The organism is Stenotrophomonas sp. YJH_SMC_4, from assembly GCF_059371575.1.
Map to the genome: position 1 here is coordinate 1 of NZ_JCAFUR010000016.1, position 26187 is coordinate 26187.

The 26187-nt window shown below is 66.8% G+C and carries 22 protein-coding genes and 4 tRNA genes; 8 read left to right on the top strand and 18 right to left on the bottom strand.

The genetic code is table 11. The annotated features are described in order from the left end of the window. The 6 genes from AC5P9F_RS16875 to AC5P9F_RS16900 all read right to left on the bottom strand — a co-directional run. Positions 1 to 451: GTP-binding protein (locus tag AC5P9F_RS16875; protein WP_143578653.1), on the bottom strand; the 451-nt coding region annotated here is incomplete at its 3' end. Between the two features lie 41 nt (positions 452 to 492). Beyond that, positions 493 to 568, bottom strand: a tRNA-Thr gene (locus tag AC5P9F_RS16880). Between the two features lie 49 nt (positions 569 to 617). Continuing rightward, positions 618 to 691, bottom strand: a tRNA-Gly gene (locus AC5P9F_RS16885). Between the two features lie 24 nt (positions 692 to 715). Then, positions 716 to 801 (bottom strand) — tRNA-Tyr (locus tag AC5P9F_RS16890). A gap of 137 nt (positions 802 to 938) precedes the next feature. Beyond that, positions 939 to 1955, bottom strand: coding sequence for an isoaspartyl peptidase/L-asparaginase family protein (locus tag AC5P9F_RS16895; protein ID WP_024957319.1), 1017 nt, complete (start codon positions 1953 to 1955; stop codon positions 939 to 941). Positions 1956 to 2060: 105 nt separating this feature from the next. Next, positions 2061 to 3080, bottom strand: coding sequence for a cyanophycinase (locus tag AC5P9F_RS16900; protein WP_164225692.1), 1020 nt, complete (start codon positions 3078 to 3080; stop codon positions 2061 to 2063). Between the two features lie 170 nt (positions 3081 to 3250). Here AC5P9F_RS16900 and AC5P9F_RS16905 point away from each other — a divergent pair, with 170 nt between their 5' ends. After that, positions 3251 to 5989, top strand: a complete 2739-nt coding sequence (locus AC5P9F_RS16905; RefSeq protein WP_164225691.1) for a TonB-dependent receptor plug domain-containing protein — start codon at positions 3251 to 3253, stop codon at positions 5987 to 5989. A 604-nt stretch (positions 5990 to 6593) separates the two neighbouring features. On the opposite strand, the gene ychF is transcribed toward AC5P9F_RS16905, so the two are convergent. The 8 genes from ychF to AC5P9F_RS16945 form a co-directional block, all read right to left on the bottom strand. Next, entirely contained in the window at positions 6594 to 7685 is a 1092-nt protein-coding gene (ychF, locus tag AC5P9F_RS16910) for a redox-regulated ATPase YchF (protein WP_005408193.1), read from the bottom strand. 223 nt (positions 7686 to 7908) lie between these two features. After that, positions 7909 to 8487, bottom strand: a complete 579-nt coding sequence (gene pth, locus AC5P9F_RS16915; RefSeq protein ID WP_005408192.1) for an aminoacyl-tRNA hydrolase — start codon at positions 8485 to 8487, stop codon at positions 7909 to 7911. A 48-nt stretch (positions 8488 to 8535) separates the two neighbouring features. Continuing rightward, positions 8536 to 9153: a 50S ribosomal protein L25/general stress protein Ctc gene (locus tag AC5P9F_RS16920; RefSeq protein ID WP_005408191.1), complete on the bottom strand. Its 618-nt coding sequence runs from the start codon at positions 9151 to 9153 to the stop codon at positions 8536 to 8538. A 109-nt stretch (positions 9154 to 9262) separates the two neighbouring features. Then, a complete protein-coding gene (locus AC5P9F_RS16925; RefSeq protein WP_005415400.1) occupies positions 9263 to 10222 on the bottom strand; it encodes a ribose-phosphate diphosphokinase in 960 nt (319 codons plus the stop codon). A 140-nt stretch (positions 10223 to 10362) separates the two neighbouring features. Further along, positions 10363 to 10439: transfer RNA gene (locus tag AC5P9F_RS16930), tRNA-Gln, on the bottom strand. Positions 10440 to 10450: 11 nt separating this feature from the next. Further along, positions 10451 to 11320 carry a 4-(cytidine 5'-diphospho)-2-C-methyl-D-erythritol kinase gene (ispE, locus tag AC5P9F_RS16935; protein ID WP_005408190.1) on the bottom strand — a complete coding sequence of 290 codons (870 nt, stop codon included), beginning with the start codon at positions 11318 to 11320 and terminating at the stop codon, positions 10451 to 10453. Continuing rightward, positions 11317 to 11976, bottom strand: coding sequence for a lipoprotein insertase outer membrane protein LolB (gene lolB, locus AC5P9F_RS16940; protein WP_005412332.1), 660 nt, complete (start codon positions 11974 to 11976; stop codon positions 11317 to 11319). Before lolB ends, ispE begins: the two co-directional genes overlap by 4 nt. Further along, on the bottom strand, positions 11973 to 13658 hold the full coding sequence (locus AC5P9F_RS16945) for a tetratricopeptide repeat protein (RefSeq protein WP_172961843.1): 1686 nt from the start codon (positions 13656 to 13658) through the stop codon (positions 11973 to 11975). Before AC5P9F_RS16945 ends, lolB begins: the two co-directional genes overlap by 4 nt. A gap of 63 nt (positions 13659 to 13721) precedes the next feature. On the opposite strand from AC5P9F_RS16945, the gene hemA reads away from it, so the two are divergent. The 4 genes from hemA (at position 13722) to ppk2 (ending at position 18771) form a co-directional block, all read left to right on the top strand. Continuing rightward, complete coding sequence (hemA, locus tag AC5P9F_RS16950; RefSeq protein ID WP_005408187.1) at positions 13722 to 15005, top strand: glutamyl-tRNA reductase; 1284 nt, start codon at positions 13722 to 13724, stop codon at positions 15003 to 15005. Continuing rightward, positions 14983 to 16065, top strand: coding sequence for a peptide chain release factor 1 (gene prfA, locus AC5P9F_RS16955; RefSeq protein ID WP_005412330.1), 1083 nt, complete (start codon positions 14983 to 14985; stop codon positions 16063 to 16065). Before hemA ends, prfA begins: the two co-directional genes overlap by 23 nt. A gap of 5 nt (positions 16066 to 16070) precedes the next feature. After that, positions 16071 to 17783 carry an O-linked N-acetylglucosamine transferase, SPINDLY family protein gene (locus AC5P9F_RS16960; protein WP_088431884.1) on the top strand — a complete coding sequence of 571 codons (1713 nt, stop codon included), beginning with the start codon at positions 16071 to 16073 and terminating at the stop codon, positions 17781 to 17783. A 205-nt stretch (positions 17784 to 17988) separates the two neighbouring features. Next, positions 17989 to 18771: a polyphosphate kinase 2 gene (gene ppk2, locus AC5P9F_RS16965; RefSeq protein ID WP_005408184.1), complete on the top strand. Its 783-nt coding sequence runs from the start codon at positions 17989 to 17991 to the stop codon at positions 18769 to 18771. 547 nt (positions 18772 to 19318) lie between these two features. Here the strand turns inward: ppk2 and AC5P9F_RS16970 are convergent. Together AC5P9F_RS16970 and AC5P9F_RS16975 are read right to left on the bottom strand one after the other, a co-directional pair. After that, positions 19319 to 19888 carry a TlpA family protein disulfide reductase gene (locus AC5P9F_RS16970; RefSeq protein ID WP_133050788.1) on the bottom strand — a complete coding sequence of 190 codons (570 nt, stop codon included), beginning with the start codon at positions 19886 to 19888 and terminating at the stop codon, positions 19319 to 19321. Then, positions 19885 to 21159, bottom strand: coding sequence for a YihY family inner membrane protein (locus AC5P9F_RS16975; RefSeq protein WP_005408182.1), 1275 nt, complete (start codon positions 21157 to 21159; stop codon positions 19885 to 19887). Before AC5P9F_RS16975 ends, AC5P9F_RS16970 begins: the two co-directional genes overlap by 4 nt. Positions 21160 to 21236: 77 nt before the next feature. Here AC5P9F_RS16975 and wrbA point away from each other — a divergent pair, with 77 nt between their 5' ends. The 3 genes from wrbA (at position 21237) to AC5P9F_RS16990 (ending at position 22727) form a co-directional block, all read left to right on the top strand. After that, a complete protein-coding gene (wrbA, locus tag AC5P9F_RS16980) occupies positions 21237 to 21830 on the top strand; it encodes an NAD(P)H:quinone oxidoreductase (protein ID WP_005408181.1) in 594 nt (197 codons plus the stop codon). Continuing rightward, positions 21827 to 22162, top strand: a complete 336-nt coding sequence (locus AC5P9F_RS16985) for a DUF2069 domain-containing protein (protein ID WP_005408180.1) — start codon at positions 21827 to 21829, stop codon at positions 22160 to 22162. The genes wrbA and AC5P9F_RS16985 overlap by 4 nt, the downstream gene beginning before the upstream one ends. Positions 22163 to 22241: 79 nt before the next feature. Continuing rightward, positions 22242 to 22727, top strand: a complete 486-nt coding sequence (locus tag AC5P9F_RS16990; RefSeq protein ID WP_010481766.1) for an asparaginase domain-containing protein — start codon at positions 22242 to 22244, stop codon at positions 22725 to 22727. A 120-nt stretch (positions 22728 to 22847) separates the two neighbouring features. On the opposite strand, the gene AC5P9F_RS16995 is transcribed toward AC5P9F_RS16990, so the two are convergent. Together AC5P9F_RS16995 and AC5P9F_RS17000 are read right to left on the bottom strand one after the other, a co-directional pair. Then, the gene (locus AC5P9F_RS16995; protein ID WP_005408178.1) at positions 22848 to 24590 is read right to left on the bottom strand and encodes a S8 family peptidase; all 1743 of its coding nucleotides are present in this window, start codon (positions 24588 to 24590) and stop codon (positions 22848 to 22850) included. A 452-nt stretch (positions 24591 to 25042) separates the two neighbouring features. Further along, entirely contained in the window at positions 25043 to 26137 is a 1095-nt protein-coding gene (locus tag AC5P9F_RS17000; RefSeq protein WP_049431421.1) for a branched-chain amino acid aminotransferase, read from the bottom strand. Between the last annotated feature and the right edge of the window lie 50 nt (positions 26138 to 26187).

Consider the following 26187-nt stretch of genomic DNA (forward strand, 5'->3'; position numbering starts at 1 on the left):
CGACCAGCTCGAGCAGCTCGGCGTCGTCCACCATGTCGGCCTTGTTCAGGAACACGACGATGTACGGCACGCCGACCTGACGCGACAGCAGGATGTGCTCGCGGGTCTGCGGCATCGGGCCGTCAGCGGCCGAGCACACCAAGATCGCGCCATCCATCTGGGCGGCACCGGTGATCATGTTCTTGACGTAGTCAGCATGGCCCGGGCAATCGACGTGGGCGTAGTGACGGACCGGGGATTCGTATTCGACGTGCGCGGTCGAGATCGTGATACCACGCGCCTTTTCTTCCGGAGCGGCGTCGATCGAGGAGTAGTCCTTGAACTCGCCACCGAAGCGCTCGGCACCGATCTTGGTCAGTGCGGCGGTCAGCGTGGTCTTGCCGTGGTCGACGTGACCGATGGTGCCGACGTTGACGTGCGGCTTGGTGCGCTCGAACTTACCCTTGGCCATGGCTGCTTATCTCGAATTCGTCTGAGAGGTGATGCTTAAGATGGTGCTCACGAAAGGAATCGAACCTTCGACCTCTTCCTTACCAAGGAAGTGCTCTACCGACTGAGCTACGTGAGCCGAGTTTTGCATTATGACATGAACTCGATAATATTCAAAGTTCATTCAATGGAGCGGGAGACGGGAATCGAACCCGCACCATCAGCTTGGAAGGCTGAGGTTCTACCATTGAACTACTCCCGCGCCGGGAATGTCACAACGTGAAACTGGTGGAGGGAGGTGGATTCGAACCACCGAAGGCGTAAGCCAGCAGATTTACAGTCTGCCCCCGTTGGCCGCTTGGGTATCCCTCCTTACCACCCCATTCCGTTGCCGCCGAAGCGTTGCGGTGTGTGGTGGTGAGCCGCTTATTCTGCTGATGGGACGGGGGGCTGTCAACGCTTTTTTCCATTTTTTTCACACGCTGTCGCAAACCCATTGATACGCAAGGTTATTGCCCTGGGACCGGCAGGGTCTCGTTGGCGAAAATTGCGACATGAGGGACGCCGTCGCCGCCGATCCAGCCCCGATACATGCCCTGGGTGTTGAACGGCGTGGCCATTTTTCCGTCTGCGCCGAGCACGATCGCACCGCCGTCGCCGCCCATCTGCGGAATCGTCTCGTTGATCACGCCCTTGCCGGCCTGCTCCGGGCTCTGCCCCTGGTAGCGCATGCGCGCGCAGATCTCGTGCGCGGCCGCAGTGCGGATGTAGTACTCGCCCCACCCGGTGCCGGACACCGCGCAGCGTGCGTCGGCCCAGGTGCCGGCACCGATGATCGGCGAGTCACCGACCCGGCCGTAACGCTTGTTGGTCATGCCCCCGGTGGAGGTGCCGGCGGCCAGATGCCCCTGCGCGTCCAATGCGACCGCACCAACGGTACCGAAGTGCTTTGCAGTCTCCAGGTCAGCATGCGCCTGGCCGCTGGCCTCTTCCTTCAGCGCGCGCTGCAGCTGCTGCCAGCGCTTCTCTGTACGGAAGTAGGAGGGATCGACCAGAGGAATGCCCTGCTCGGCCGCGAAGGCTTCGGCGCCCTGCCCGACCATCATCACGTGGCGGGATTTCTGCATCACGGTCTGCGCCAGCAGGATCGGGTTGCGCACCCGCTGCACGCCCGCCACCGCGCCCGCCGCCTGGTTCGCGCCATCCATGACCGCCGCATCCAGCTCGTTGTGGCCGTCGTGGGTGAACACCGCGCCCTTGCCGGCGTTGAAGGTGGGATCGTCCTCCAGCACGGTGATCGCGGCGGTGACTGCGGCCAGCGCGGGGCGCCCCGCCGCCAGTTCCGCATGGCCCTTCAGCAGTGCCGCCCGCAGCGCGTCACGTGCGGCCTTTTCCTCGGCCGGCGACAGGTCCTTGCGCTCGACGCCGGCGCCGCCGTGGATGACCAGCAGCGGTGAAGCGGCCGGTGCGGCCTGGGCAAGCATGGGCAGGGACAGCAGCGCAGACAGCGCCAGGCGCAGTTTCATCGGATACGTCTCCAGCAGTAGCGGGGAATGGATTGCAGGGTAGTGCCGGCCGCTGGCCGGCGGGGGGCGTATCAGGGAAGGTGGGTTGCCGGCGAGCGGCCGGCACTACCGAAGCGTGAACTCAAGCTCACCGTCGCTGACGTCGGCCACGGCCTGATAGTCGGCCTCGGCCTGGACGTCATCCAGGCGCATGCGGCTGCCGCTGGCGACCACCGTTACCGGCACCGCGCGGAAGCGCAGCGGCTCGCCCTCGACCAGGCGGTCGGCATCGCGGCCAGGGTTGACCACCCAGACCTTGCCCTCGCCGTCAGCACTGTAGACCTGCGCCTGGCCATCAGGCTCCACGCACAGGGCGGTGTCCTCGTCGACGCCGATGCCGACGATGTCGGGGTCGCCACTGTCCTGTGCGGCACGCGCCACGAACACGATCAGGCGACCGAGCCGGTCGCGCTTGTCGAAGTGGGTGTCGGTGACCACGCGCTGCAGGTAGGGCATCTGCAGGAAGCCGCTGTCCATGGTCACCGCGCTGCCCATCGGGTCCGCCAGGGCGCCGGCAGAGGTGATGCTGCCGCCGTCCATCGCGCCGTAGGCATAGCCACCGAGGATGGCGAGCCCCGCACTGGTACCGGCAATCGGCTTGCCAGCGCGCACGTGGGCGTTCAGCGCGCGGTTGAGCGCAGTGCCCTTCCAGAAGCGGATGTAGCGCGACTGGTCACCACCGGCAATGAAGATGGCATCAGCTGCGGCAACCACGCGCAGCACGGCCGGATCGTCGGCGCCGCGGCGGCTGTCGAACACCAGCGTCTGCACTGCGGTGGTACCGCCGATCTCGCGGTACAGGCGGTCCTGCAGCTCATCACTGCCAGAAGCGCGCAGGATCAGCACACGGCCATTGCCAGCCTGCTTCAGCCACCAGTGGAAGGCCTCCGGCACCCATTCGCCACCGCCCATCAGCATCATGGCCGGTGCGCGCGGACCGGGCCGGGGCGCGTCGAGATCGCCGGCTTCGTAGTAGGCGAAGCCCGGGCCCTGCAGGTCCTGCGCAAGGGCGACCAACGGCACGGCCAAGACCAGCAGCGCCAGCCAGGCGAAGGGGGCATGCAGGGTCCGATGGAGGCGTCGCATCTTGATCTCCCTGAACAAAATCGACTTGCAAGCGTTTCCACTCTTTGCCAGATAGGGACCCAGTAGTCAAGGACATGAAAAAGGCGTTAAATGCGCGCGCCCGTTCCGGAAATCTGAATGGGGGACAGGGCCCCTCCTCTGCGGGCCGGCTTCATTTCCGAGAATTCCTCATGCGTAGAAAGGCGATGGCATGGTCGATCCAGCTGGCGTTGATGGGCGTGGCTGCTTCCGCGGCGGCCCAGGCACCGACTTCCTCCTCGGTTCAACAACTGGATGCGGTGCAGGTCACCGGTTCGCGCATTCCGCGCGCCCAGGTGGAAGGCCCCGCCCCGATCACGGTGATCAACGCCGAACAGATCCGCTCCAGCGGCTTCACCAGCGTGCCGGACGTGCTGCGTGCAATGACCCAGAACGGCGGTGAGACCCAGAGCCAGCAGTCTTCCAGCGGCGCCGACTTCTCGCCGGGCGCCCAGCAGGTGGACCTGCGCGGCCTGGGCCCGAACCACACGCTGGTGCTGGTCAATGGCCGCCGCATCGCCGACTTCCCGATGCCGTTCAAGGGCCGCAGCAACTTCACCGATGTCTCCAACATCCCGCTGGGGATGATCGAGCGCATCGAAGTGCTGACCGGCAGCGCCTCGGCCATCTACGGCTCGGACGCGATCGCCGGCGTGGTCAACTTCATCCTGAAGAAGAAGGCCGACGGCACCACGATCGACATGCGCATGGGCACCACCAGCGAAGGCGGTGGCGAGTCGTTCGACATGAGCCTGGCCAGCGGCTTCAGCCGCGGCAACTTCAACGCCGTGTACAGCGTCGAGCTGCAGTCGCAGACCCCGCTGTGGGCCTATGAGCGCGACATCCAGGATTCGACCCAGGACGGCCCCAGCGAGGGCTCGCGCATCGCCCGCCGCGCTTACCTGCGTACGGACTACAACGACGACTACCTGGATCCGGGCGCGGCCACCTGCGAAGCGCTGGCCGGGCAGAACCAGGGCAGCACCTACCGCGCCTACCGCCCGCGCTACGGTTACTACTGCGGCAGCGACAGCTCGATCGGCTACGGCACCATCCTCAGCAAGCGCCGCGGCGCCAATGGCTACGCCTCGCTGAGCTACGACTTCGACAACGGCCAGCAATGGTTCGCCGATGTGCAGCTGGGCTACCACACGATGTCGCTGATGCGCGACGTCACCAAGTGGGGCCGCATGGACGCCAATGGCGATGAGTCGGGCTACTTCAACAACCAGGCCACCGGCGAGATCGAGTTCTGGCAGCGCCAGTTCTCACCCGAGGAAATGGGGGGCCTGCGCAATGCGACGGTACGCAGCACGCAGAAGACCTTCAGCGTGACCACCGGCTTCAAGGGCAATCTGGCCGGCAACTGGGACTACGAAGCGGCGCTGAGCCATTCGCAGTACCAGTCGCGGATCAGCTGGGCGCAGATCATCGCCTCCAAGGCGAATGACCTGTTCCTGGGCCCGCAGCTGGGCGTGGACGACGACGGTTTCCCGATCTACAACGCGGACCCGTCGCGGCTGTACCGGCCGCTGACCCGCGCCGAGTACGATTCGATTGCCGCACGCACTACCTATTCGCCGAAGTCGCGCACCGAGACGGCTGCATTCACGCTGACCAATTCCGCGCTGTTCGGCCTGCCGGGCGGTGATGCCGGGTTCGCCGCGACCGTGGAAGTGGGCCAGCAGGCCTATGCACTGAATCCCGATCCGCTGGCCACCCAGTACTACTACTACAGCTGGAAGGATTCGGACGGCCAGGGCTCGCGCAACCGCTGGGCGACCGCCGCCGAGCTGCGCATGCCGCTGCACGAGACGGTCAACCTGAGCGTGGCCGGCCGCTACGACCAGTACCGCTATTCCGGCCACACCATCGGCAAGGCGACCTGGAGCGGCGGTCTGGAATGGCGCCCGATCGACACGCTGCTGGTACGCGGTTCGTATGGCACCGCGTTCCGCGCGCCGGACCTGCACTACGTGTTCGCCGGACCGGGCAACGACGAGACCACCGCCGAAGACCTGTACAGCTGCCGCGCCGATGGCGCCAGCGACTGTTCCGACTACGAGCGCAACCTGATCCGCAGCCGCACCGGCAACCGCCAGCTCGACCCGGAAACCAGCACCTCGTGGAGCGCAGGCTTCGTCTGGTCGCCGGCGATCGGCCTGGACCTGTCGGTGGACTGGTTCGACATCGACATTCGCAAGCAGGTGCAGGACATGGATGTGCGCACCCTCCTGGCCAACGAAGCCAACTGCCGGCTCGGCAGTGCCGACATCAGTTCGCCGACCTGCGTGGACGCGCTCGACCGCATCACCCGTACCAGCGACGGCCGCCTGTACGGCGTGCGCGTGGCGCCGATCAACGTCGCCCGCGAGTCGACCTCCGGCATCGACGTCGGCCTGCGCTACCGCCTGCAGACCGGTATCGGCGACTTCATCCTCAATGGCACCCACACCTGGGTGAAGAAGCACGATTTCCAGCGCTACCCCGGCGATCCGACCCTGGACCAGTTCGCGGTCAACAGCGGATTCGACATCCCGCGCACCAAGACCAGCCTGAGCGTGACCTGGGAGAAGGACGCGTGGTCGGCCACGGTCTACGGTTCGCGCCTGGGCAAGCTGCCGACCTCGGACAACTACGACCAGTCGTTCGACTGGGAAAGCGGTGACAGCCCCTACGTGAAGGCGACCTACCGCTACAACGCCTCGGTGCAGTATCGCTTCGACGACCATTCGCGCCTGTCGCTGTCGGTGGTCAACGTGTTCAACAAGATGCCGCCGAAGGATGCCACCTACACCGCGTATCCGTACTACGACGTGTCCTGGTTCGACAGCGTCGGCCGCACCATCAACCTGCAGTACACCCACAAGTTCGGTGGCAGCGCGCTGTAAGGCACACCGTATTGCAGATCGTGGACAACAAGGCCCGCCACTGGCGGGCCTTGTTGTTCATGCACACTGCACCCGGTAGATGCCCACCTTGGTGGGCATTCGTTGCCGCGCACCCGCCTTGGGTTTTCCACACCGCACGTGGAAAGCGATGGGGGTTTGGTGTGGACAAGTCCCTGCGAGCCACGCATTGCAATGGTTTCGAAGGGTGGCAATTTTTTGTCCAGACAGAATCCGGGTTTTCCACATGCGCCGTGGAAAGCGATGGGAACTAGGTGTGGACAAGTAGGTGGGAGTGTTGCCACGCAAGCGTTTCGAAGCATGGCGAAAATTTATCCACACTGCGCGGGCAATCCCTGCAGAGCCGAGCCCACGCTCGGCTCCTGCTGGCATCAGCCGAGCATGAGCTCGGCTCTGCAGCGATACGCAGGGTTTTCCACACCGCGCGTGGAAAGTGGTGGGGGTTTGGTGTGGACAAGTGCTTGCGAGCCGTGTGCCGCAGGCGCTTCAGGGCATGATCAATTTTTGTCCACGCGTGCAACCGATGCCGGAAACGCGAACGCCCCGCACAGGGCGGGGCGTCCGGGGTCGATCCGATGCCGCTGGATCAGACGTTGAAGCGGAAGTGCAGGATGTCGCCTTCCTGCACGCGGTATTCCTTGCCTTCCAGGCGCAGGCGACCGGCTTCCTTGGCGCCGGCTTCGCCCTTGTACTTGATGAAGTCGTCATACGCGATGGTTTCTGCGCGGATGAAGCCCTTCTCGAAGTCGGTGTGGATGACGGCGGCAGCCTGCGGGGCGGTGGCGCCCTTGCGTACGGTCCACGCGCGGACTTCCTTCACGCCAGCGGTGAAGTAGGTCTGCAGGCCAAGCAGGCTGTAGGCCGCGTTGATCACGCGGTTCAGGCCCGGCTCGCTCAGGCCCAGGTCGGCCAGGAAGGTATCGCGGTCTTCATCGTCGAGCTGGGACAGCTCTTCTTCGATCGCGGCCGACACCGGCACCACCTGCGCGCCTTCGGCGGCAGCATGCGCACGCACGGCTTCCAGGTGCGGGTTGTTCTCGAAGCCGTCTTCCAGCACGTTGGCGATGTACATCACCGGCTTCAGGGTCAGCAGGAACAGGTCGCGCACCAGCGCCTTCTCTTCCTCGTCCAGGCCCACCGAACGACCGGCCTTGCCGTCCGACAGCGCAGCCTGCAGCTTGGCCAGCACCGGCTTGCGCGCCGCTGCGTCCTTGTCGCCGCCCTTGGCCGCACGCTCGGCACGGTTCAGCGCCTTCTCGACACTGTCCAGGTCGGCCAGCGCCAGCTCGGTGTCGATGGTTTCGATGTCAGAGATCGGATCGACCTTGCCGGCCACGTGCACGATGTCGCCGTGCTCGAAGCAGCGCACCACGTGGGTGATCGCGTCGACTTCGCGGATGTGCGCCAGGAACTTGTTGCCCAAGCCTTCACCGCTGGCGGCACCGGCCACCAGGCCGGCGATGTCGACGAACTCAACCGCGGTCGGGATGACCTTCTGCGGGTTGATGATGCCCGCCAGCTCGTTCAGGCGCGGGTCCGGCACCGGCACGATGCCGACGTTCGGCTCGATGGTGCAGAACGGGAAGTTCGCCGCGGCGATACCCGCCTTGGTCAGCGCATTGAACAGGGTCGACTTGCCGACGTTGGGCAGGCCGACGATGCCGCATTTGATACCCATGGGTGACAGCTCTCTGGGGTGAAAGTGATTGGGGAAACAGCGGCCTGGGCGCTGCTTTTCCAATCATTCTCCGTACCGACCAACGGTCGGTACCTACCGGATTGGTTGGTTCCGTACCGACCAACGGTCGGTACCTACCGGATTGGTTGGTTCCGTACCGACCAACGGCCGGTACCTAGCGGATTGGATGGTTCCACACCGACCAACGGTCGGTACCTACAGCTTATTTCGGGGTGTGCAGCCGCTTCATCGCTTCGCTGAAATCGCCCTGTACCGCCAGCGGCATCACGTCGATCGCATCGTCGATGGCGCGTGCGATCAGCACGTCGTCCTCCTTGGACGGGCGCCCCAGCACCCAACCCACTACGCGGTCCTTGTGGCCGGGATGGCCGATGCCCACGCGCAGGCGATGGAACTTGCCGTGGCCGAGCAGGCGGATGGTGTCGCGCAGGCCGTTCTGGCCGCCGTGGCCACCGTCGAACTTCAGCCGCGCCACGCCGGGCGCCAGGTCCAGTTCGTCATGGGCCAGCAGGGTCTCTTCCGGTTCGATCTTCCAGAACCGCTGTGCGGCGGTGACCGACTTGCCGCTGAGGTTCATGAAGGTGGCGGGCTTGAGCAGCCACACCGTCTGCCCGGCGATCTCGACCTTGGCGGTCTCACCGAACAGCTTGCTGTCCACATTCCATCGCGCACCGGCTTTCTCCGCCAGGGCCTCAACGAAATGAAACCCGGCATTGTGCCGGGTCCGGGCGTGTTCCGATCCGGGATTGCCCAGACCGACGATCAGTCGCAGTCCTGCCATGGTTCCTTCCAGTACGGTGCCTGCCCGGAGGCAGGCACCGTAACGGTATTACTCGGCGGCAGCCGCTTCTTCGTCAGCCTCGTCGGCCTTGCCGGCCTTGGCGGTGACGATGGCGTCGTCGTGGTCCTTGCCCAGCGCCAGAGCCGGGATTTCCACGCCCTTCGGCAGCTTGATGTCGGACAGGTACACCACGTCACCGGCCTTCAGCTCGCCCAGGTCGACTTCGATCGACTCCGGCAGGTCCTTCGGCAGGCAGGTGATGGTCACTTCCTTCAGTTCGTGGGTGACCACGACGTCGGCAGCCTTGCCGGCCGGCGAGGTGTCTTCGTTGACGAAGTGCAGCGGGACCGAAGCGGTCAGGGCTTCGTTCTCGTTCACGCGCTGGAAGTCCAGGTGCATGATCAGCTGCTTGTACGGGTGGCGCTGCATGTCACGCAGCAGGACCTTCTGCACCTGGCCATCCAGGTTCAGGTCCAGGATCGAGGCATAGAACCACTCGTTCTGCTGGGCCAGCCAGATTTCGTTGTGGTCCAGGCTGATGGCGACCGGCTCGGCGTTGCCGCCGTACACGATGGCCGGGATCACACCGGCGTGACGCAGGCGGCGGCTCGCACCCTTACGCTGCAGTTCACGCTTGGTGACCTTGATTTCATGGGTCTTCGACATTTTCGACTACTCAGGTTGTTGCCGCGCCCTGCGGCGTGGCGGTTGAAGATGCTTCCGCGACCAGAAGCATCCGGGTATGCCCCCGCCGTTGCCGGCAGGGGCGAAAAACTCAGTCGACGTACAGCGAGCTGACCGACTCGCCGAAGGCGATGCGGCGCATCGTTTCGGCCAGCATTTCCGCCACGCTCAGCTGGCGGATCTTGCTGCACACCCGCGCCGCGTCCTTCAGCGGGATGGTGTCGGTCACCACCAGCTCGTCGAGCTGGGAATTGGTGATGTTGTCCACCGCCGGGCCCGACAGCACCGCGTGGGTGCAGTAGGCGGCAACCTTGAGCGCACCGCGCGCCTTCAGGGCAGCGGCAGCGGCGCACAGGGTGCCGGCGGTATCGACGATGTCATCGACCATCACGCAGGTCTTGCCTTCGACGTCACCGATGATGTTCATCACGGTGGAGACGTTGGCGCGCGGGCGGCGCTTGTCGATGATCGCCAGGTCGGCATCATCCAGGCGCTTGGCCACCGCACGGGCGCGGACCACGCCGCCCACGTCCGGCGAGACAACAATCAGGTTCTCGGTGCCGTAGGCGCGCCAGATGTCGGCCAGCAGCAGCGGGGACGCGTACACGTTGTCCACCGGAATATCGAAGAAGCCCTGGATCTGGTCGGCGTGCAGGTCAACGGTCAGCACGCGATCAGCGCCAGCGGTGCTGAACATCTTCGCCGCCAGCTTGGCGGTGATCGGCACGCGCGAGGAACGCATGCGGCGATCCTGGCGCGAGTAGCCGAAGTACGGCACCACGGCGGTCACGCTGGCCACCGATGCGCGCTTGAGCGCGTCGATCAGCACCAGCAGTTCCATCAGGTTTTCCGCGCTCGGCGCGCAGGTCGGCTGGATCACGAACACGTCCTGCTTGCGGACGTTCTCTTCGATCTCCACCTGCACTTCACCATCGGAGAAGTGCGAGACCAGCGCCTTGCCCGGGCGAACCCCCAGTTCCTTGCAGATGTTCTGCGCCAGACGTTTGTTGGCGTTGCCGGAAAAGACCAGCAGGTTCGGGGACTCTTGCATCATGATTGTCTCGGGCGGGGACGAGTGGCGGGGATCCGGAGTCGGCAAGGACCCCGATGGACCCTTGCTGCTGACAACACCGCGGTTGTTTCCACGTCCCGCGCGGGCGATGCGCTGGAAGGCGCGGACACAGCCGCTATTGGCAGGGGCGGTAGGATTCGAACCTACGAATGCCAGGATCAAAACCTGGTGCCTTGGGCCTCTTGGCGACGCCCCTGCATTGATAAATCAGTGTTGCTCGAGTGCATCCAGCAGTGGCGAACGCGCAACGCCCGCTGCCACCCTTGCCCGCAACTCCTTCGGCAACTTCGACCGTCCCTGCTCTGCGGCAGACTGCGATGCGAACTCGACGAAACAACCACTTCCCGAACCGGTCAGCCGCGCCGTGCCGATGTCGCTCAACGCGGCGAACGCTGCCTCGACGGCAGGCTCACGGCGGCGCAGCACCGGTTCGAACGCGTTCCCGACCAGGGTCCCGGAAGCGAAGTCCTCTATTTTCGCCACTGGGCTGCCGCGCGTCAAATCCGGGTCTGCGAACAGAGCCGGGGTGGGAACATGAACACCCGGTTCAACCACCACATACCAGGCCGGCTCCAGCACGATCGGCTGTAGGCGCTCACCCACCCCTTCGGCCCAGGCATTGCGCCCGCGCACGAACACCGGCACGTCAGCGCCCAGGCGCAGGCCCAGCGCAGCAAGCGCGTCCTCGTCCAGACCGGCACGCCAGAGCCGGTTCAGCACCACCAGTACGGTGGCCGCGTCGGACGAACCGCCGCCAAAGCCACCACCTGCAGGAACGTGTTTTTCGACGATGATGTCCGCGCCTTGCACGATATTGGCCGCATCTTTCAGAAGCCGCGCGGCGCGGACCGCCAGGTCATCCGCCTCGGCCACGCCAGCCAGCCCCTCGCCCTGCCGGCGCACCTGGCCGTCTTCGCGCAGGCGCAGACCGATGCGGTCGCCCCAGTCCAGCAGGCGGAACACGGTCTGCAGCTCGTGGTAACCATCGGCACGGCGGCCGGTGATGTGCAGGAACAGGTTCAGCTTGGCCGGGGCCGGCCACCAGGACCAGCCCGTGTCATCGCGCCCGGCACTCATGGGGTGCCCTGCCCCCATTGGTCGACCAGCAGGCGCACCTTGGCGTCGCCATTGCTGGCCTCGATCCGGCGCGGCAGCGCCGGGCGCCCGGCCTCGGCCGGGTACCAGTCCAGGTACTGCACCTGCCAGCCCATCTGCTGCATGCGACGCGGCCGGCCTTCACCATCACGCTCGACCTTCTCCGGACCGGCAGCATCACCGGCCACCAGGCCACGGATCCACGCCGGCAGCTGGTTGACCGGGATGTCCCAGCCGGTCGCCTCCAGCAGCAGTTGCTGGGCGTCTTCGCCGTCGCGCGGCCCGCCGGCCAATCCTTCCAGCCGACCTGCTTCGGAATGGGTATCGCCGGTCAGCTTCCAGCTCTGCCGGGTCACCGGCGCGCTCAGCTCGACCACATAGCGGCGTCCTTCCTGCTTCCAGTCGATGCGTCCGCTGCCGCCATCCTTGCCCTTGCTGACTGCGACCCGGCCCTGGAAAGCCCAGTCTGGCTGTGCCTGCAGCGCGGCCACGCGCGCCGCCTCGGCCTGCGCCGCCTCGGCCGAAACAACCTCGACCACCGCCGGCGCCGGGGTCTTCTGCGTGCCCACGCTGGTACAGGCGGTCAGCGCCAGGGCCGCAGTTGCCAACAGCAGCGGCCGGATCAGGGAAACACTCATGGATTGAATTTCTCGCGGGCGCGCAGCAGCGCGCGGTTTTCAGGGTCGAGCTTGGCCGCTTCGTCGAAGAAATGGCGGGCCTCGTCATGCTTGCCCAGCACCCACAACACTTCGCCGACATGGGCGGCGATCTCAGGGTCCTTGGCCAGGGTCCAGGCACGGCGCAGCTGCACCAGTGCTTCTTCCTTGCGGCCCAGGCGGTACAGCACCCAGCCATAGCTGTCGACGATGGCAGCGTTGTCCGGTTCGGCCACGCGGGCGCGGTCGATCAGCTCCAGCGCTTCCTGCAGGCGACCGGTGCGATCGGCCAGGGTGTAACCCAGCGCGTTCAATGCCGGCACGTTCTCCGGGTCGGTCACCAGGATCTTGCGCAGGTCGGCCTCGGCGCGCGGGATGTCGTCGCGGCGTTCCCAGGTGAGCGCACGGGCGTACAGCAGGCCGTTGTCATCCGGGTAGGCGGCCAGGCCGCGGGCCAGCGCATCCAGCTCCCCGGCACTGTCGTCAGCGCGCTGGCGCAGTTCGGCTTCCAGCAGGTAGGCATCGCGGCGCACATCGTCGTCGACCACCGCATCGGACTGGATCGCGTGCACTTCATCCAATGCCTGCGGCAGGCGCCCGGCCAGAGCCTGGGCGTTGGCCGCGCGCAGGCGCGCCTCGCTCAGTTCATCGCCACCGGGCACGCTGTGGTACCACTGCACCGCCTCGGGATAACGCTTCAGGTATTCGGCGATCTTGCCCAGCAGCAGGCGCTGCGCCGGGTCCGGCTTGGCCGCCTGCCGCGACAGTTCGTTGTAGAGGTTGGACAGCGCCGCCTTGTCGCCCTGCTTGGCCAGCAGCGAGGCGCGCATGCCCCAGGTCTGCACGTCCTGCGGGCCGAACGCCAGCACGCGCTCGGCGGCGGACGGCTGGCCGAGGCTGTCGTAGGCGATGGCCACTGCATTGCGCAGTTCCGGGTCCTGTCGGGTCTTCGGCTCCACATCGTGCAGCAGCGACAGCGCCTTGCCGGTCTCCCCGGCCTGCTGCAGCTGGCTGGCGCGCAGCAGCGCCACACGCGGTTCTTCGGGGAAGCGCTTGACCACTTCATCGATCATGCGCCGCGCCAGCTCGGGCTTGTCCATGCGCAGGGCAAGGCGTCCGAACTCCTGCCACGCCTCGATCTTCGGCGGAATGGCGTTGGCGTCGACCAGCTCGCCCAGCACCTGCGCCGGTACTGCCGGGTCGCGGCCGCCGCCGATCAGGGCGGCCAGGGCGAACTTCCAGCCACGTTCATCCGGGTCGGCCAGCAAGGCCTGCAGATCGCCACGCGCTGCCTTCACATCACCCTGGCGCATGGCCAGCGCGGCAGCAGCACTGCGCATGGTCAACGAGCTGGGCGCGCGCTGCTGCCAAAGGGCCAGGCCCTTGGCGGCGCTGGCGTCATCGTTGGCGAGCATGGAAATGCGGGTCGCGCGCTCGGCCAGGCCGGCGTCGCCGTCGGTCTGCTGGGCGGCCTGCAGGTACCAGCGGGCCGCCTCGGCCAGCTTGCCAGCCTGCAGCGCGAACTCACCGGCCATCACCGGTTCCAGCGCCAGTTCCTCAGTGGCCGGGGCCCGTACGGGGGCCTTGGCCGGCACCGCCGCCAGGGCCTGGCTGCAGGCCAGGGACAGCAGCAGAACACTGGGGATGCGAATCAATGCGGGCATCGTCGGCATCGGGGCCTTAAAATGTCGTCCAATGGCCAGCAGCTTATCGCAAGCAACTGAACAATGACCCTGTGGGTGCTCGGACTGAATCACCAGACCGCACCGGTGGAGCTGCGCGAGCGCGCGGCCTTCGCCGGTGAGGCGTTGCCGCGCGCGCTCGGTTCGCTGCGCGACACTCCGCAGATCGCCGAGGCGGTGCTGCTGTCCACCTGCAACCGCACCGAGCTGTATGCCGTGGCCGACTCGGCACAGGCACTGGACCAGTGGCTGCAGGCCCAGGCCGGCGACCTGCAGGGCTACCTGTACCAGCATGCCGATGCAGAAGCCGTACGCCACCTGTTCCGGGTCGCCACCGGCCTGGACTCGATGGTGCTGGGCGAACCGCAGATCCTCGGCCAGGTGAAGGACGCATGGTCGACCGCGCGTGACCACGGCCTGCTCGGCCAGCGCCTGGACCGCCTGTTCCAGCAGACCTTCTCGGTGGCCAAGCGTGCGCGCACCGATACCCAGGTCGGCGCCAACCCGGTATCGGTGGCGTCGGCGGCGGTGCGCCTGGCGCAGAACGCGTTCGCGCGGCTGGACGATTCCACCGTGCTGCTGGTCGGTGCCGGCGAGACCATCGAACTGGCTGCACGGCACCTGAGCGAAGGCAAGGTACGCCGGCTGCTGATCGCCAACCGCACCCTCGCCCACGCGCAGGAACTTGCCAGCCGCCATGGTGGCGTAGCCCTGCCGCTGACCGAACTGGACCGCCACCTGGGCGAGGCCGACGTGGTGTTCTCGGCCACCGCTGCGCGCGAACCGGTGATCCACCGCGAGATGGTGGCCAAGGCCCTGCGCGCGCGCCGGCACAAGCCGATGCTGCTGTTCGACCTGGCCGTGCCGCGTGACATCGAGGCGGAGGTCGGCACGCTCAACGACGCCTTCCTCTACACCGTCGACGACCTGGAGCGCGCGGTGGAAGACAACCGCCGCGGACGCCGCGAGGCGGCCGCCGAGGCCGAGGCGATCATCGACCTTCAGGTATCGCGTTTTATCGAGACCCAGCAGGCCAGCGCCCACCAGGCGCCGCTACGACAGCTGCGTGCGTTCGGCGAGGCCACCCGCACTGAACTGCTGGAACGCGCGCGCCAGCAGCTGGCCAACGGCAAGCCGGCCGACGAAGTGCTGGAACTGCTGGCCCACGGCCTGACCAATCGATTGCTGCATCCTCCTACCGCTGCCCTGCGCGCTGCCGCACTGAGCGGCGATGCCGACCTGACCCGCGCCGCCGAGCGCCTGTTCCCGGCAACGCCGGGTTACCGCCACCCACCCGTGAGACCCGATGACGCCGACCCTGCGCCGTAAGCTGGAAGCGCTGGCCGAGCGCCGCGAAGAACTGGAACGCCTGCTCGCCGAACCCGACGTGGTCGCCGACAACACCCGTTTCCGCGACCTTTCGCGCGAATTCGCCCAACTTGAACCGATCGCCATCGCCCTGGCCGATGAATCCCGTGCCAAGGCTGATCTGGCCGCCGCGGAAGGCATGCGCGCCGACCCCGACCTGCGCGAGCTGGCCGACGAGGAAATCGCCGCCGCGCAGGCGCGCCTGCTGGAACTGGAGCAGGAGCTGGCGCTGCTGCTGGTACCGCGCGACCCGCGCGACGAAGGCAACCTGTTCCTGGAAGTGCGCGCGGGTACCGGCGGCGATGAAGCGGCGATCTTTGCCGGCGACCTGTTCCGCATGTACGCCCGCTATGCCGAGCGCCAGGGCTGGAAGGTCGAGATCGAATCGGACAATCCCGGCGAGCACGGTGGCTACAAGGAAGTGGTGGCACGGGTGGTCGGCCGTGGTGCGTTCTCGCGCCTGAAGTTCGAATCGGGCACGCACCGTGTGCAGCGCGTGCCGGCCACCGAATCGCAGGGCCGCATCCATACCTCGGCGGCCACCGTGGCGATCATCCCGGAGGCCGACGAAGTCGATGACATCGTCATCAACCCGGCCGACCTGAAGGTGGATACGTTCCGCTCCTCCGGCGCCGGTGGCCAGCACGTCAACAAGACCGAGTCGGCGATCCGCATCACCCACGTACCGACCGGCGTGGTGGTGGAATGCCAGACCGAACGCAGCCAGCACGCCAACCGCGACAAGGCGATGAAGCGCCTGAAAGCGCAGCTGCTCGACGCCGAGCGCCAACGCCAGGACGCGGCGCAGGCCGAGTCGAGGCGCCTGCAGGTCGGCAGTGGTGATCGCAGCCAGCGCATCCGCACCTACAACTTCCCGCAGGGGCGCATCACCGACCACCGCGTGGAGGGCCTGACCCTGTACGACCTGCCCAACATCCTGGCCGGTGACCTCGATCCGCTGCTGCAGCGGCTCAGCCACGAACACCAGGTCGACGCCCTGGCCCAGCTGTCGGCGGGCTGAGCACGATGTCGGCCTGGCAGCAGCGACAGCAACTGCAGCAAGCGATCGCCCGCCAGCCCGACGACTTCGTCGCCTGGGTGATGCTGGCCGACGTGGAACTGGAAGCCGGCGACATCGCTGCCGGCGAACAGGCCGCACGACGTGCGCTGCAGCTGCGCCCGAATCACCCCGAAGCGCTGGCACGGCTGGGCCGCGTGGCGTGGATGGCCGGTGCACATGGCGATGCGGCCAAGCTGCTCGGCCAGGCCTCGGCATTGGCACCGCAGCATCCCGGCATTGCGCTGTGGCTGGGCCATGCACTGGAAGATGCCGATGATGCCGAAGGCGCGTCGGCGGCCTATCGACGCGCGCATGGGCTGATGCCGGCCGAGCCGTACATCGCCGCACAGCGCCTGGCCTGGCAGCGTCGCCTGTGCGATTGGCAGGACCTGGACACGCTGGCGGCACAGGTGCGCGCCGCCGTTGCCAGCGGCCAGGGCGTGGTCGAGCCGTTCGCCTTCCTCAGCGAGGACGCCAGCGCTGCCGAACAGTTGGCCTGCGCGCACACTCGTGCGCTGGCCGTGGCTGCCTCGGTGCGGCCATTGCCTCCGGCAACGGTGCGCCCGCACGGCCCGCTGCGCGTCGGCTTCCTCTCCAATGGGTTCGGCGCACATCCGACCGGATTGCTGACCGTGGCGCTGTTCGAGCAGCTGCGTCGCGACCCCGCACTGCAACTGCATCTGTTCGCGCTGAACCGCGACGACGGCAGCCGCATTCGCCAGCGCCTGCAGGCAGCGGCGCAGCTGCATGATGTGACTGGCCTGCGACACACCGATACCGCCGCACGCATCCGCGCACAGGGCATCGACCTGCTGTTCGACCTGCGCGGCTGGGGCGGTGGCGGCACGCCGGAAGTGTTGGCGATGCGCCCTGCCCCGCTGCAATTGAACTGGCTGGCCTATCCGGGCACGTCGGGGGCGCCGTGGATGGACGCGGTGGTCGGCGATGCCTTCGCCCTGCCGCCGACACTGGAGCCGTGCTACAGCGAACGCGTGCTGCGCCTGCCACGAGCCTTCCAGCCGTCAGACAATACGCGCGTGCTGGAGCCTGCGCCGACCCGTGCGGACTGCGGACTGCCCGCGCAGGGCGTGGTGTTCTGCTGTTTCAACAACAGCTACAAGCTCAACCCGCGCAGCATGGGCCGTGCCTTCGCAGTGCTGCAGGCAGTGCCCGGCAGCGTACTGTGGCTGTTGTCCGGACCGGGCCAGGCCGACGCCCGCCTGCGCACTGCCGCGCAGGCGGCCGGCCTGGACCCGGCACGCCTGGTGTTCATGGCCAAGCTGCCGCATCCGCAGTACCTGGCGCGCTATCAGCTGGCCGACCTGTTCCTCGACACGCATCCGTACAACGCGCACACCACCGCGTCCGACGCACTATGGGCCGGCTGCCCGGTGCTGACCTGCCCCGGCGACACCTTCGCCGCGCGCGTGGCCGGCAGCCTCAACCACCATCTGGGAATGGCACGGATGAATGTCGCCGACGATGCGGCGTTCATCACCACCGCCAGCGCGCTGGGCAACGACCCTGCAGCACTGGCGGCGTTGCGCGCTGAACTGGCACAGGCGCGCGAGCGCAGCGGGCTGTTCGACATGGGCGGGTTTGCCCGCGATCTGTCGGCGTTGGTGCAGCAGCTGGCGCGCGAACACGGCTGGCTGGGAACAACCGAACCGACGGGGTAATGCCGGCTGGGTAATGTCGACTGGGCAACGTCGATTGGATGACGTCGACTGGGTAGAGTCGACTGCTGGTCGACTGCCCTCGGCAGGAAGCCGAAAACCCCCGCGCTGCGCGCGATAGTCGACTGACCGTCGACTCTACCCGGCGTCGACATCGCCTGGGCAGCCCCTGCGCTACGCTCGGGCTTCCTCCCCGCGTGGTGTGACGATGGCCAAGCTCAAGCGCAAGGACTACGACGAACTGCTGCTGCCGCTGCAGCTGGAACTGACCGCCATGGCGCGCTGGGTGCAGCACAGCGGACAGCGCCTGCTGGTGCTGTTCGAAGGCCGTGATACCGCAGGTAAAGGCGGCGCGATCCAGGCCATCAGCCAGCACCTCAACCCGCGCCAGTGCCGGGTGGTGGCGCTGCCCAAGCCCACCGACCGCGAAGCCACGCAGTGGTACTTCCAGCGCTACGCCTCGCACTTGCCCGCCGCCGGCGAGATCGTGCTGATGGACCGCAGCTGGTACAACCGCGCAGGCGTCGAACGGGTGATGGGCTACTGCAGCGAGACCGAGTACCAGCAGTTCCTGCGCCAGGCGCCGGTGTTCGAACAGCTGCTGGTGGACGACGGCATCCTGCTGTTCAAGTACTGGCTGTGCGTGGACCAGGAGCAGCAGGAGAAGCGCTTCGCCGAGCGCCATCTCGATCCGCTGAAGGGCTGGAAGCTCTCTCCGGTGGACCTGAAATCCCGCAGCAAGTACAGCGCCTACACCGAGGCGCGCGAGGCGATGCTGCGCGCGACCCATCGCGAGGCGGCACCGTGGACGTTGGTGGATTTCAACGACCAGCGGCTGGGCCGGCTGACGCTGGTGCGCAACCTGCTGGACCGGTTGCCGGACACGCGCGTGGATGCGCCGTTGCCGGAGCTGCCGAAGCTGAAGGGCAAGCTGCATCGCGAGCACTACGATGTGCTGAAGCCGATCGAGGACTTCCCGGTCGAGGATTAGGGTGGGTCGGCAGGGCCTGCGGCCCTGCACCTGCCGAAGCCAGAGCAACGGCAACAGCAACAGCAACGGCGGGCTTCCTGAGGGATGGCGGGGCGAGTCCGGGTGCGGGGGGCGCTGCAAGTACGTCCATGTAAGCTCGGTCGCCGCATCCATGCGGCTCACGCCCCCGCACCCGGACCCACCCCGCCTTCGACAGATTTCCGCGATCTGTCGTTGATCCACACCATGTGTGGATGCTCTTCGAATTCAATTCGAAATATTCGATTTGTCTGGAGAATCATCCACGCATGGCGTGGATCTACCAGACATGAGGAATCTGTCAGAGGTGGGGCGGTGTCGGAGTGCGGGGTGTCAGTCGCATGGATGCGGCTGCCAAGCTTACAGGGACGTACTTGCAGCGTCCCCGCACTCCGACACCGCCCCGCCATCCCACGGATAGCCCGCTGTTGCTGTTGCTGTTGCTGTTGCTTTTGCTGTTGCTGGGGTTGCCGGCCAGCGGCCGGCACTACCGCGGGTGCAGGGCCGCAGGCCCTGCCGCCCACCCCCATTACTTGGCAGCAGCGATCTGCTTTTCGATGTCGGCGGCCGTCACCGGGCCGAGGAAGGTGTGCGCCAGCTTGCCCTGTGGATCCAGCAGGTGCGTCAGCGGCAGGCCGCGCGGAGTGGCGAAATCGGCCGGCGGATCGAACGGGTCCACGATCACGATCGGATAGGTCACCGGATGCTTGGTCAGGAACGACTGCATTTCCGGCACTTCGATGTCCTCGTAGGCCAGGCCGACCACTTCGATGTTGCTGCGCATCGCATGCAGCGCCGACAGCTCGGGCATCTCCTTGCGGCACGGGGCACACCAGGTCGCCCAGAAGTTCACCACCACCCACTTGCCGCGGTGCGCGGCCAGGTCGTAGTCGCTGCCATCCACCGCCTTCATCTTCAGCGTCGGGAACTCGGCGGTGGTGCGCTCGGCCGGGGTTTCCTCGACCGGCGCCGGTGCGGTCGGCGTCGGTGCCTGCGCCGGCGGTTGGCTGCTGGCCGGCGTCGGCTCCTGGGCCGGCTTGCAGGCCGACAGTGCCAGCAGCAGGGCCAGCGGGAGCAGCGACGGGGTCTTGCGGGTCATGGCATGTCTCCAGAGTCGGTATAGATATCGCTGACCTTGCGCTTCAGGCGTTCACGCAGGGGCAGTCGCAGATCATCCAGCGCCGCCAATGCGGCACGGCCCAGGCTGTCGTCGCGATACGGCAGATGCTGCTCGGCTACCGGAATGCGCAACTGGGTACATTCGTAAAGATCGGCAAGGCTGACCTGGTCCAGGTCGCGCGAGAGCAGCCATTCGCCACGTTCATCGCGGCGCAGCAGGCCGATCTCCTGCAGGTTGCAGGCCAGGTCCTGCAGCAGCGAATCGGTCAGCATCGGCTCCAGCCGCAGGATTTCATCGTCGGCCAGGCCCTTGCCCTTGGCACGGGCGTGGTGGAAGCGGCCGAGCAGGCGCAGCAGGCCATAGAACTCGTAGCCCTGCGGCAGGCGCAGTTCCACCGGCTGGTAGCGGAAGGCCGCCATCGACGAAGACAACGACGCGCCCAGCAGCACCGCCACCCAGCACAGGTAGATCCACAGCAGCAGGATCGGCACGAAGGCCACCGTGCCATACAGCTTCTGGTAGGACTGGAAGCTGCCCAGGTAGGCGCCGATACCCCACTTCACCAGCTCCAGGATCACCGCGGCCAGAATGGCGCCAGGCACTGCATGCCGCCACTTCACCGTGTGGTGCGGCACCACCCGGAACATCAGCGTGATGCAGACGAACTCGATCAGGATCGGCGCCAGCCGCAGTGCCAGTTCGGCCAGCCAGCGGCCCTCCTGGGTGCCGAACAGCGGCATCGCGAACACCCGCGCCGACACCGCCAGCGAAGCCGCCGCGAGCATCGCGCCCAGCGTCAGTACAGTCCAGTAGACCAGGAAGCGGGTCAGCTTGGGCCGGGTCGAGCCGACCCGCCAGATCTGGTTGAAGGTTTCTTCAACACTGTTGAGCGTGATCAGCAGCGACACCACCAGCGCGATGAAGCCGGCGGCGGTGAGCTGGCCGGCACTGGCCGAGAACTGCCGCAGGTAGCCCTCGGCCGCGCGCGCGGCATTGGGCACGAAGTTGGAGAAGACGTAATCGCTGAGCTGGTCGCTCCAGCGGTCGAAGACGGGGAAGGCCGAGAGCACGCCGAACACCACGATCGCCAGCGGTACCAACGCGAACACCGTGGTGTAGGCCAGCGCCGCCGCTGCCTGGAACAGGCGGTCGTCGAGGAAGCGATGCCACAGGAAGCGGCCGAAACTGATGGCCCGTGCACGATCCCGCGCGCGCTCCATCCACAGGTTGAGCGTATCCAAAGGTTCCATCGGTGGAAGGGTACCCGATGCGGAATGCTGGCAGGATAGCCATACTGGCGACCACACGACGAGGAGAAGCGGGCACGATGGGCGAGATTCTGGTGCTGTACTACAGCCGGGGCGGTTCGGTGGCACGGCTGGCGCGCCAGATCGCGCGGGGCATCGGCGAAGTGCCGGGCATGAGCGCGCGCCTGCGCACGGTGCCGCCAGTGGCCGCCGTGACCCAGACCGCGCAGCCGCCGGTACCCGACGACGGCGCCCCCTACGTGAGCGTGCAGGACCTGGTGGAATGCCAGGGCCTGCTGCTCGGCAGCCCCACCCGCTTCGGCAACATGGCCGCGCCGGTCAAGCACTTCCTGGATGGACTGGGCGCCGAATGGGTCAATGGCACCCTGTCCGGCAAGCCGGCCGGCGTGTTCACCTCCACCGCCTCGATGCACGGCGGCCAGGAATCGACCCTGCTGTCGATGCAGGTGCCGCTGCTGCACCACGGCTGCGTGATCGTCGGCATCCCGTTCACCGAACCGGCGTTGAGCCACACCACCAGCGGCGGCACGCCCTATGGCGCCAGCCACGTGGCCGGTGCCGCCGACGATCCGCAGCCGACCGACGACGAGGCCGTGCTGGCCCGCGCGCTGGGCCGCCGGGTGGCCGACATCGCGCAGCGGTTGGCCCGATGAGCCGCCCGCCGCGCACGGTCCTGCTGCTGGCCCTGATGGGGCTGGCCGCGCTGTTCGCAGGCTGGTTCATCAATGACAAGCACTGGCTGGCCACCCAGCTGGTGTTCACCGCGCCGCCGCTGGCGCTGGCCTTTGCGCTGCGGCTGGGCTGGCGCAAGGCCGGGTTCTGGGCCTCGGTGCTGGCGCTGGGCTGGTTCAGCCACGGCGTGATGAGCGCCTGGAGCCACCCGGAAACACGCTGGCTGGCGCTGATCGAAATCGCCCTGGCCCTGCTGGTGATCTTCAGCGCCAGCCTGCCGGGGCTGCGCGCCCGCTTCGGCAAGCGACGCTGACGCTGCGCCCGCCGGGCCGTATCATCTGTGTTCCTGGCCCCGCGCCGCTGTACCTGTCCTGGTTTCGCGCATGCACATGATGGAAGAGCTCCTGGTCGTCACCACCGGTGGCACGATCGACAAGATCTACTTCGACGACAAGTCGGACTACCAGATCGGCGACCCCCAGATCGGCATGATCCTGCGCGAGCTGGGCGTGACGTTCCGCTTCAACGTGATTCCGATCCTGCGCAAGGATTCGCTGCACATCAACGACGAAGACCGCGAACTGATCCGCGCCACCATCGCCGCGCAGCCGACCCGCCACGTGCTGGTGACCCACGGCACCGACTCGATGGTGCAGACCGGCAAGGTGCTGGCGACGATCCCGGACAAGACCATCGTGATGACCGGCGCGCTCAGCCCGGCGCGGTTCCGTGGGTCGGATGCGGAGTTCAACATCGGCTGCGCGATCGGTGCGGTGCAGTCGCTGCCGAGCGGCGTATACATCGCCATGAACGGTCGTATCTTCGATCCGCAGCACGTGCGCAAGAACGTGGCCGCCAACCGCTTCGAGTCGGTCTGAGGAACAGCGTGCCGACCAAGGTCGGCACGCACCAAAGCGCTGCCCTTGCAAGGCCGGTACCTACCCAAAGAAGAACGCCCCGGCCTGAGCCGGGGCGTGCCCATGGAGAGGGGCTTGGGCTCAGTACTGGGCGTTGAGGGTCAGGCCCGAGAAGGTGCTGTAGGCCTTCACCCGCACATACCAGGTGCCGGCGGCAGGACTGTTGATGGTGCAGGTCTCGCTGTTGCCGCTCAGGTACGGACGGCAGGTGTAGGTGGTATCGGTCGGGGCACTGCCTTGGCGCACATACAGGTCGGCATCACCGCTGCCGCCACTGATCGCGACGCGCAGCTGGGTGCTGCCGGCCGGAACCGCGACGGTGTAGTTCAGCTCGGCACCGGTCGCAGCGCCCAGGCCGGTCACCGGCACGTTGTTCTGCAGCACGTTGCCACCCGGGTTCGGGTTGCCGCCACCATTGATCGCTGCGGCCACGGCGGCATTGGCGTCGATGATGCCGGCGCCGCAACCACCCGAGCAGGCGCCCGGCAGCGGACGTGCCGTGCTCTTGATGATGCTCTCGACCTGCGCCGGGCTCAGCGGGCTCGGAGCGACCGACTGCATCAGCGCGACCACGCCGGCCACGTGCGGCGCCGCCATCGAGGTGCCGTTGTACGACGCGTAGGTCGCGCTGCCCGGCGTGGTGGTGCCGGTGTTGAGGGTGGACAGGATGCTCTGGCCCGGTGCCGAGATGTCGATGCCGGTACCGTAGTTGGAGAAGCTGGCACGTGCACCGGCCGAGGTGGTCGCCGCCACCGCGATCACGTTCGGGCAGTTGGCCGGCACCGACGAGGACACGTTGGTGTTGCTGTTGCCGGCGGCGACCACCACGGTGGTGCCACGGCCGACCGCGCCGTTGATCGCGTTCTGGTAGGTGGTCGAGCAGCTGCCACCGCCGCCCAGCGAGAGGTTGATGACTTCGGCCGGATTGGCGTTGGCCGGTACGCCGCTGACGGTGCCACCGGACGCCCACACGATCGCATCGGCGATGTCGGAGGTGTAGCCGCCGCACTTGCCGAGCACGCGCACCGGCACGACCTTGGCATTGAACGCGGTACCTGCCACGCCGGTACTGTTGTTGGTCACCGCCGCGACGGTGCCGGCAACGTGGGTGCCGTGCCAGCTGGAGTTGGAGGCCGGGATGCCCGAGCCACACTCGTTGGCGCCGTACCAGTCGCCTTCGTCGTTCGGATTGTTGTCGCGGCCGCCGCCATCACGCGCCATCGCGGCGTCGCTGATGAAGTCATAGCCCGGCAGGATGTTGGCGTTCAGATCGGCATGGTTGGTGATGCCGGTATCGATCACGGCCACCACCACGCCGGTGCCGGTGGCCTTGTCCCAGGCCGGCCGGATGTTGATGCCGGCATTGGAGGTGCCGAAGCCCCATTGCTCGCTGAAGCGGGTGTCGTTCGGGGTCAGCGTCGCGCGCATGATCTGGTCGACTTCGACGTATTCCACGTTCGGGTCGGCGGCCAGCTTGCGCATCAGCAGTTCGGATTCGGCCTGGTCGAGCGGACGGTCGGTCTTGACCAGGGTCGGGCCGACGGCCAGCTTGCGGACCTGCTGCAGGCCCAGCGCGCGGCCCTGGCTGCTGGCCAGGCCGGCGGCGGCCGTCTTCAGCGACGAAGCCAGCGCAGTAGTGTTGGCCACGGCGGCGCTGCCGTCGCGGTACTTGACGATGAAGCGCTGGTGCGTCGGCGCGGACTGCAGGCCGCTGAGCTGGACATCACCGGCCAGCGCAGGCGTGGCCAGCAGCAGCGATGACAGAACGGACGCACCAAGGACCACCCACACTCGACGCACACGCGGTTGCGTTACCTGGGACATCGTATTTCCCTTTCTTGTGGTGTGAATGCCGGAATCGGCAGAAGCACCGGCCCGAACCCGGGGCTGGCTTGCATTGGCGAGGTTCGAAGTCCGGTGAGTCAGCGGATCCCCCTAACGATCCGCCGTGCACATGACGCTAATGGCCGAAACCGGACACCACAAGATTTTCAGCGTCTTTTCAGCAAGATGAAATGTTCGTTCTGAGACTTTTCGGGTCGAGGGTTTGTGAAGGTGAAGGAACCTTCTCGTGTCCTGCACAGACCTGACTGGGCCGTCACGTGTCCTGGAATGACTATGCCGACATCGGCGTTCGCTGATTCGGGGGTCAGATCCCTTTTCCCATGGAAAAGGATCTGACCGCAGGCCCACAACGCAGAAAGCCCGTCACGGGGGACGGGCTTTCCGGAAGCGCAGTCGAGCGTGGCTCGACGCTACAGTTTCAGCGTGGGCGATCAGCCCAGCTTGACCAGCCAGTTGTGGCGGTCCGGCAAGCGGCCGTACTGGATGTCGGTCAGTTCCTTGCGCAACGACATGGTCACTTCGCCGGCCGGCGCGTTGATGTCGCCCACCGAGAAGCCCTCGCCCTTCAGCTGGCCGATCGGGGTGACCACCGCGGCGGTGCCGCAGGCGAACACTTCGGCGATCTCGCCGGAGGCCACGCCCTGCTTCCACTCGTCGATGCTGACCTTGCGCTCTTCGACCTTCATGCCACGGTCGCGGGCCAGCTGCAGGATGCTCTCGCGGGTGATGCCCTCGAGGATGCTGCCCGACAGTTCCGGGGTCACCAGAGTGCCGTCCTTGTAGACCAGGAACACGTTCATGCCACCCAGTTCTTCCAGGTACTTGCCTTCGACCGGGTCGAGGAACAGCACCTGCGAGCAGCCCTGTGCCTGCGCCTTCTGCTGCGGCAGCAGCGAGGCAGCATAGTTGCCACCGCACTTGGCGGCACCGGTGCCGCCCTTGGCCGCACGCGCGTATTCGGTGGACAGCCAGATCGACACCGGGGCAACGCCCTTGGCGAAGTACGGGCCGGCCGGGCTGGCGATGACGTAGTAGCCGGCCTTGTGCGCGCCACGCACGCCGAGGAAGGCTTCGTCGCCGATCATGAACGGACGGAAGTACAGGCTGGACTCATCGGCCGACGGCACCCAGTCACTGTCGACCGCGATCAGCTGCTTCAGCGATTCGACGAAGATCTCCACCGGCAGTTCCGGCAGCGCCAGGCGCTGCGCCGAACGCTGCAGGCGACGGCCGTTGGCATCCGGACGGAAAGTCCAGATCGAGCCATCGGCATGGCGGTAGGCCTTGATGCCTTCGAAGATTTCCTGGCCGTAGTGCAGCACGGCCGCAGCCGGATCCAGCTGCAACGGGCCGTAGGCACGCACGTTGGCGTTGTGCCAGCCGGCATCCTTGTCCCAGCGCACTTCCACCATGTGATCGGTGAAGTGCAGGCCGAAGCCCGGCTTCTCCAGGATCTTGGCGCGCTCTTCAGCGCTGCGCGGGTGGTCCGAACGGGTAACGGCGAAGCTGGGGATGGACTGGGACACCGGAGGATTCCTGTTCTGGTTGCGGGTAGTGCCGGGCCCGCGTCACTGCG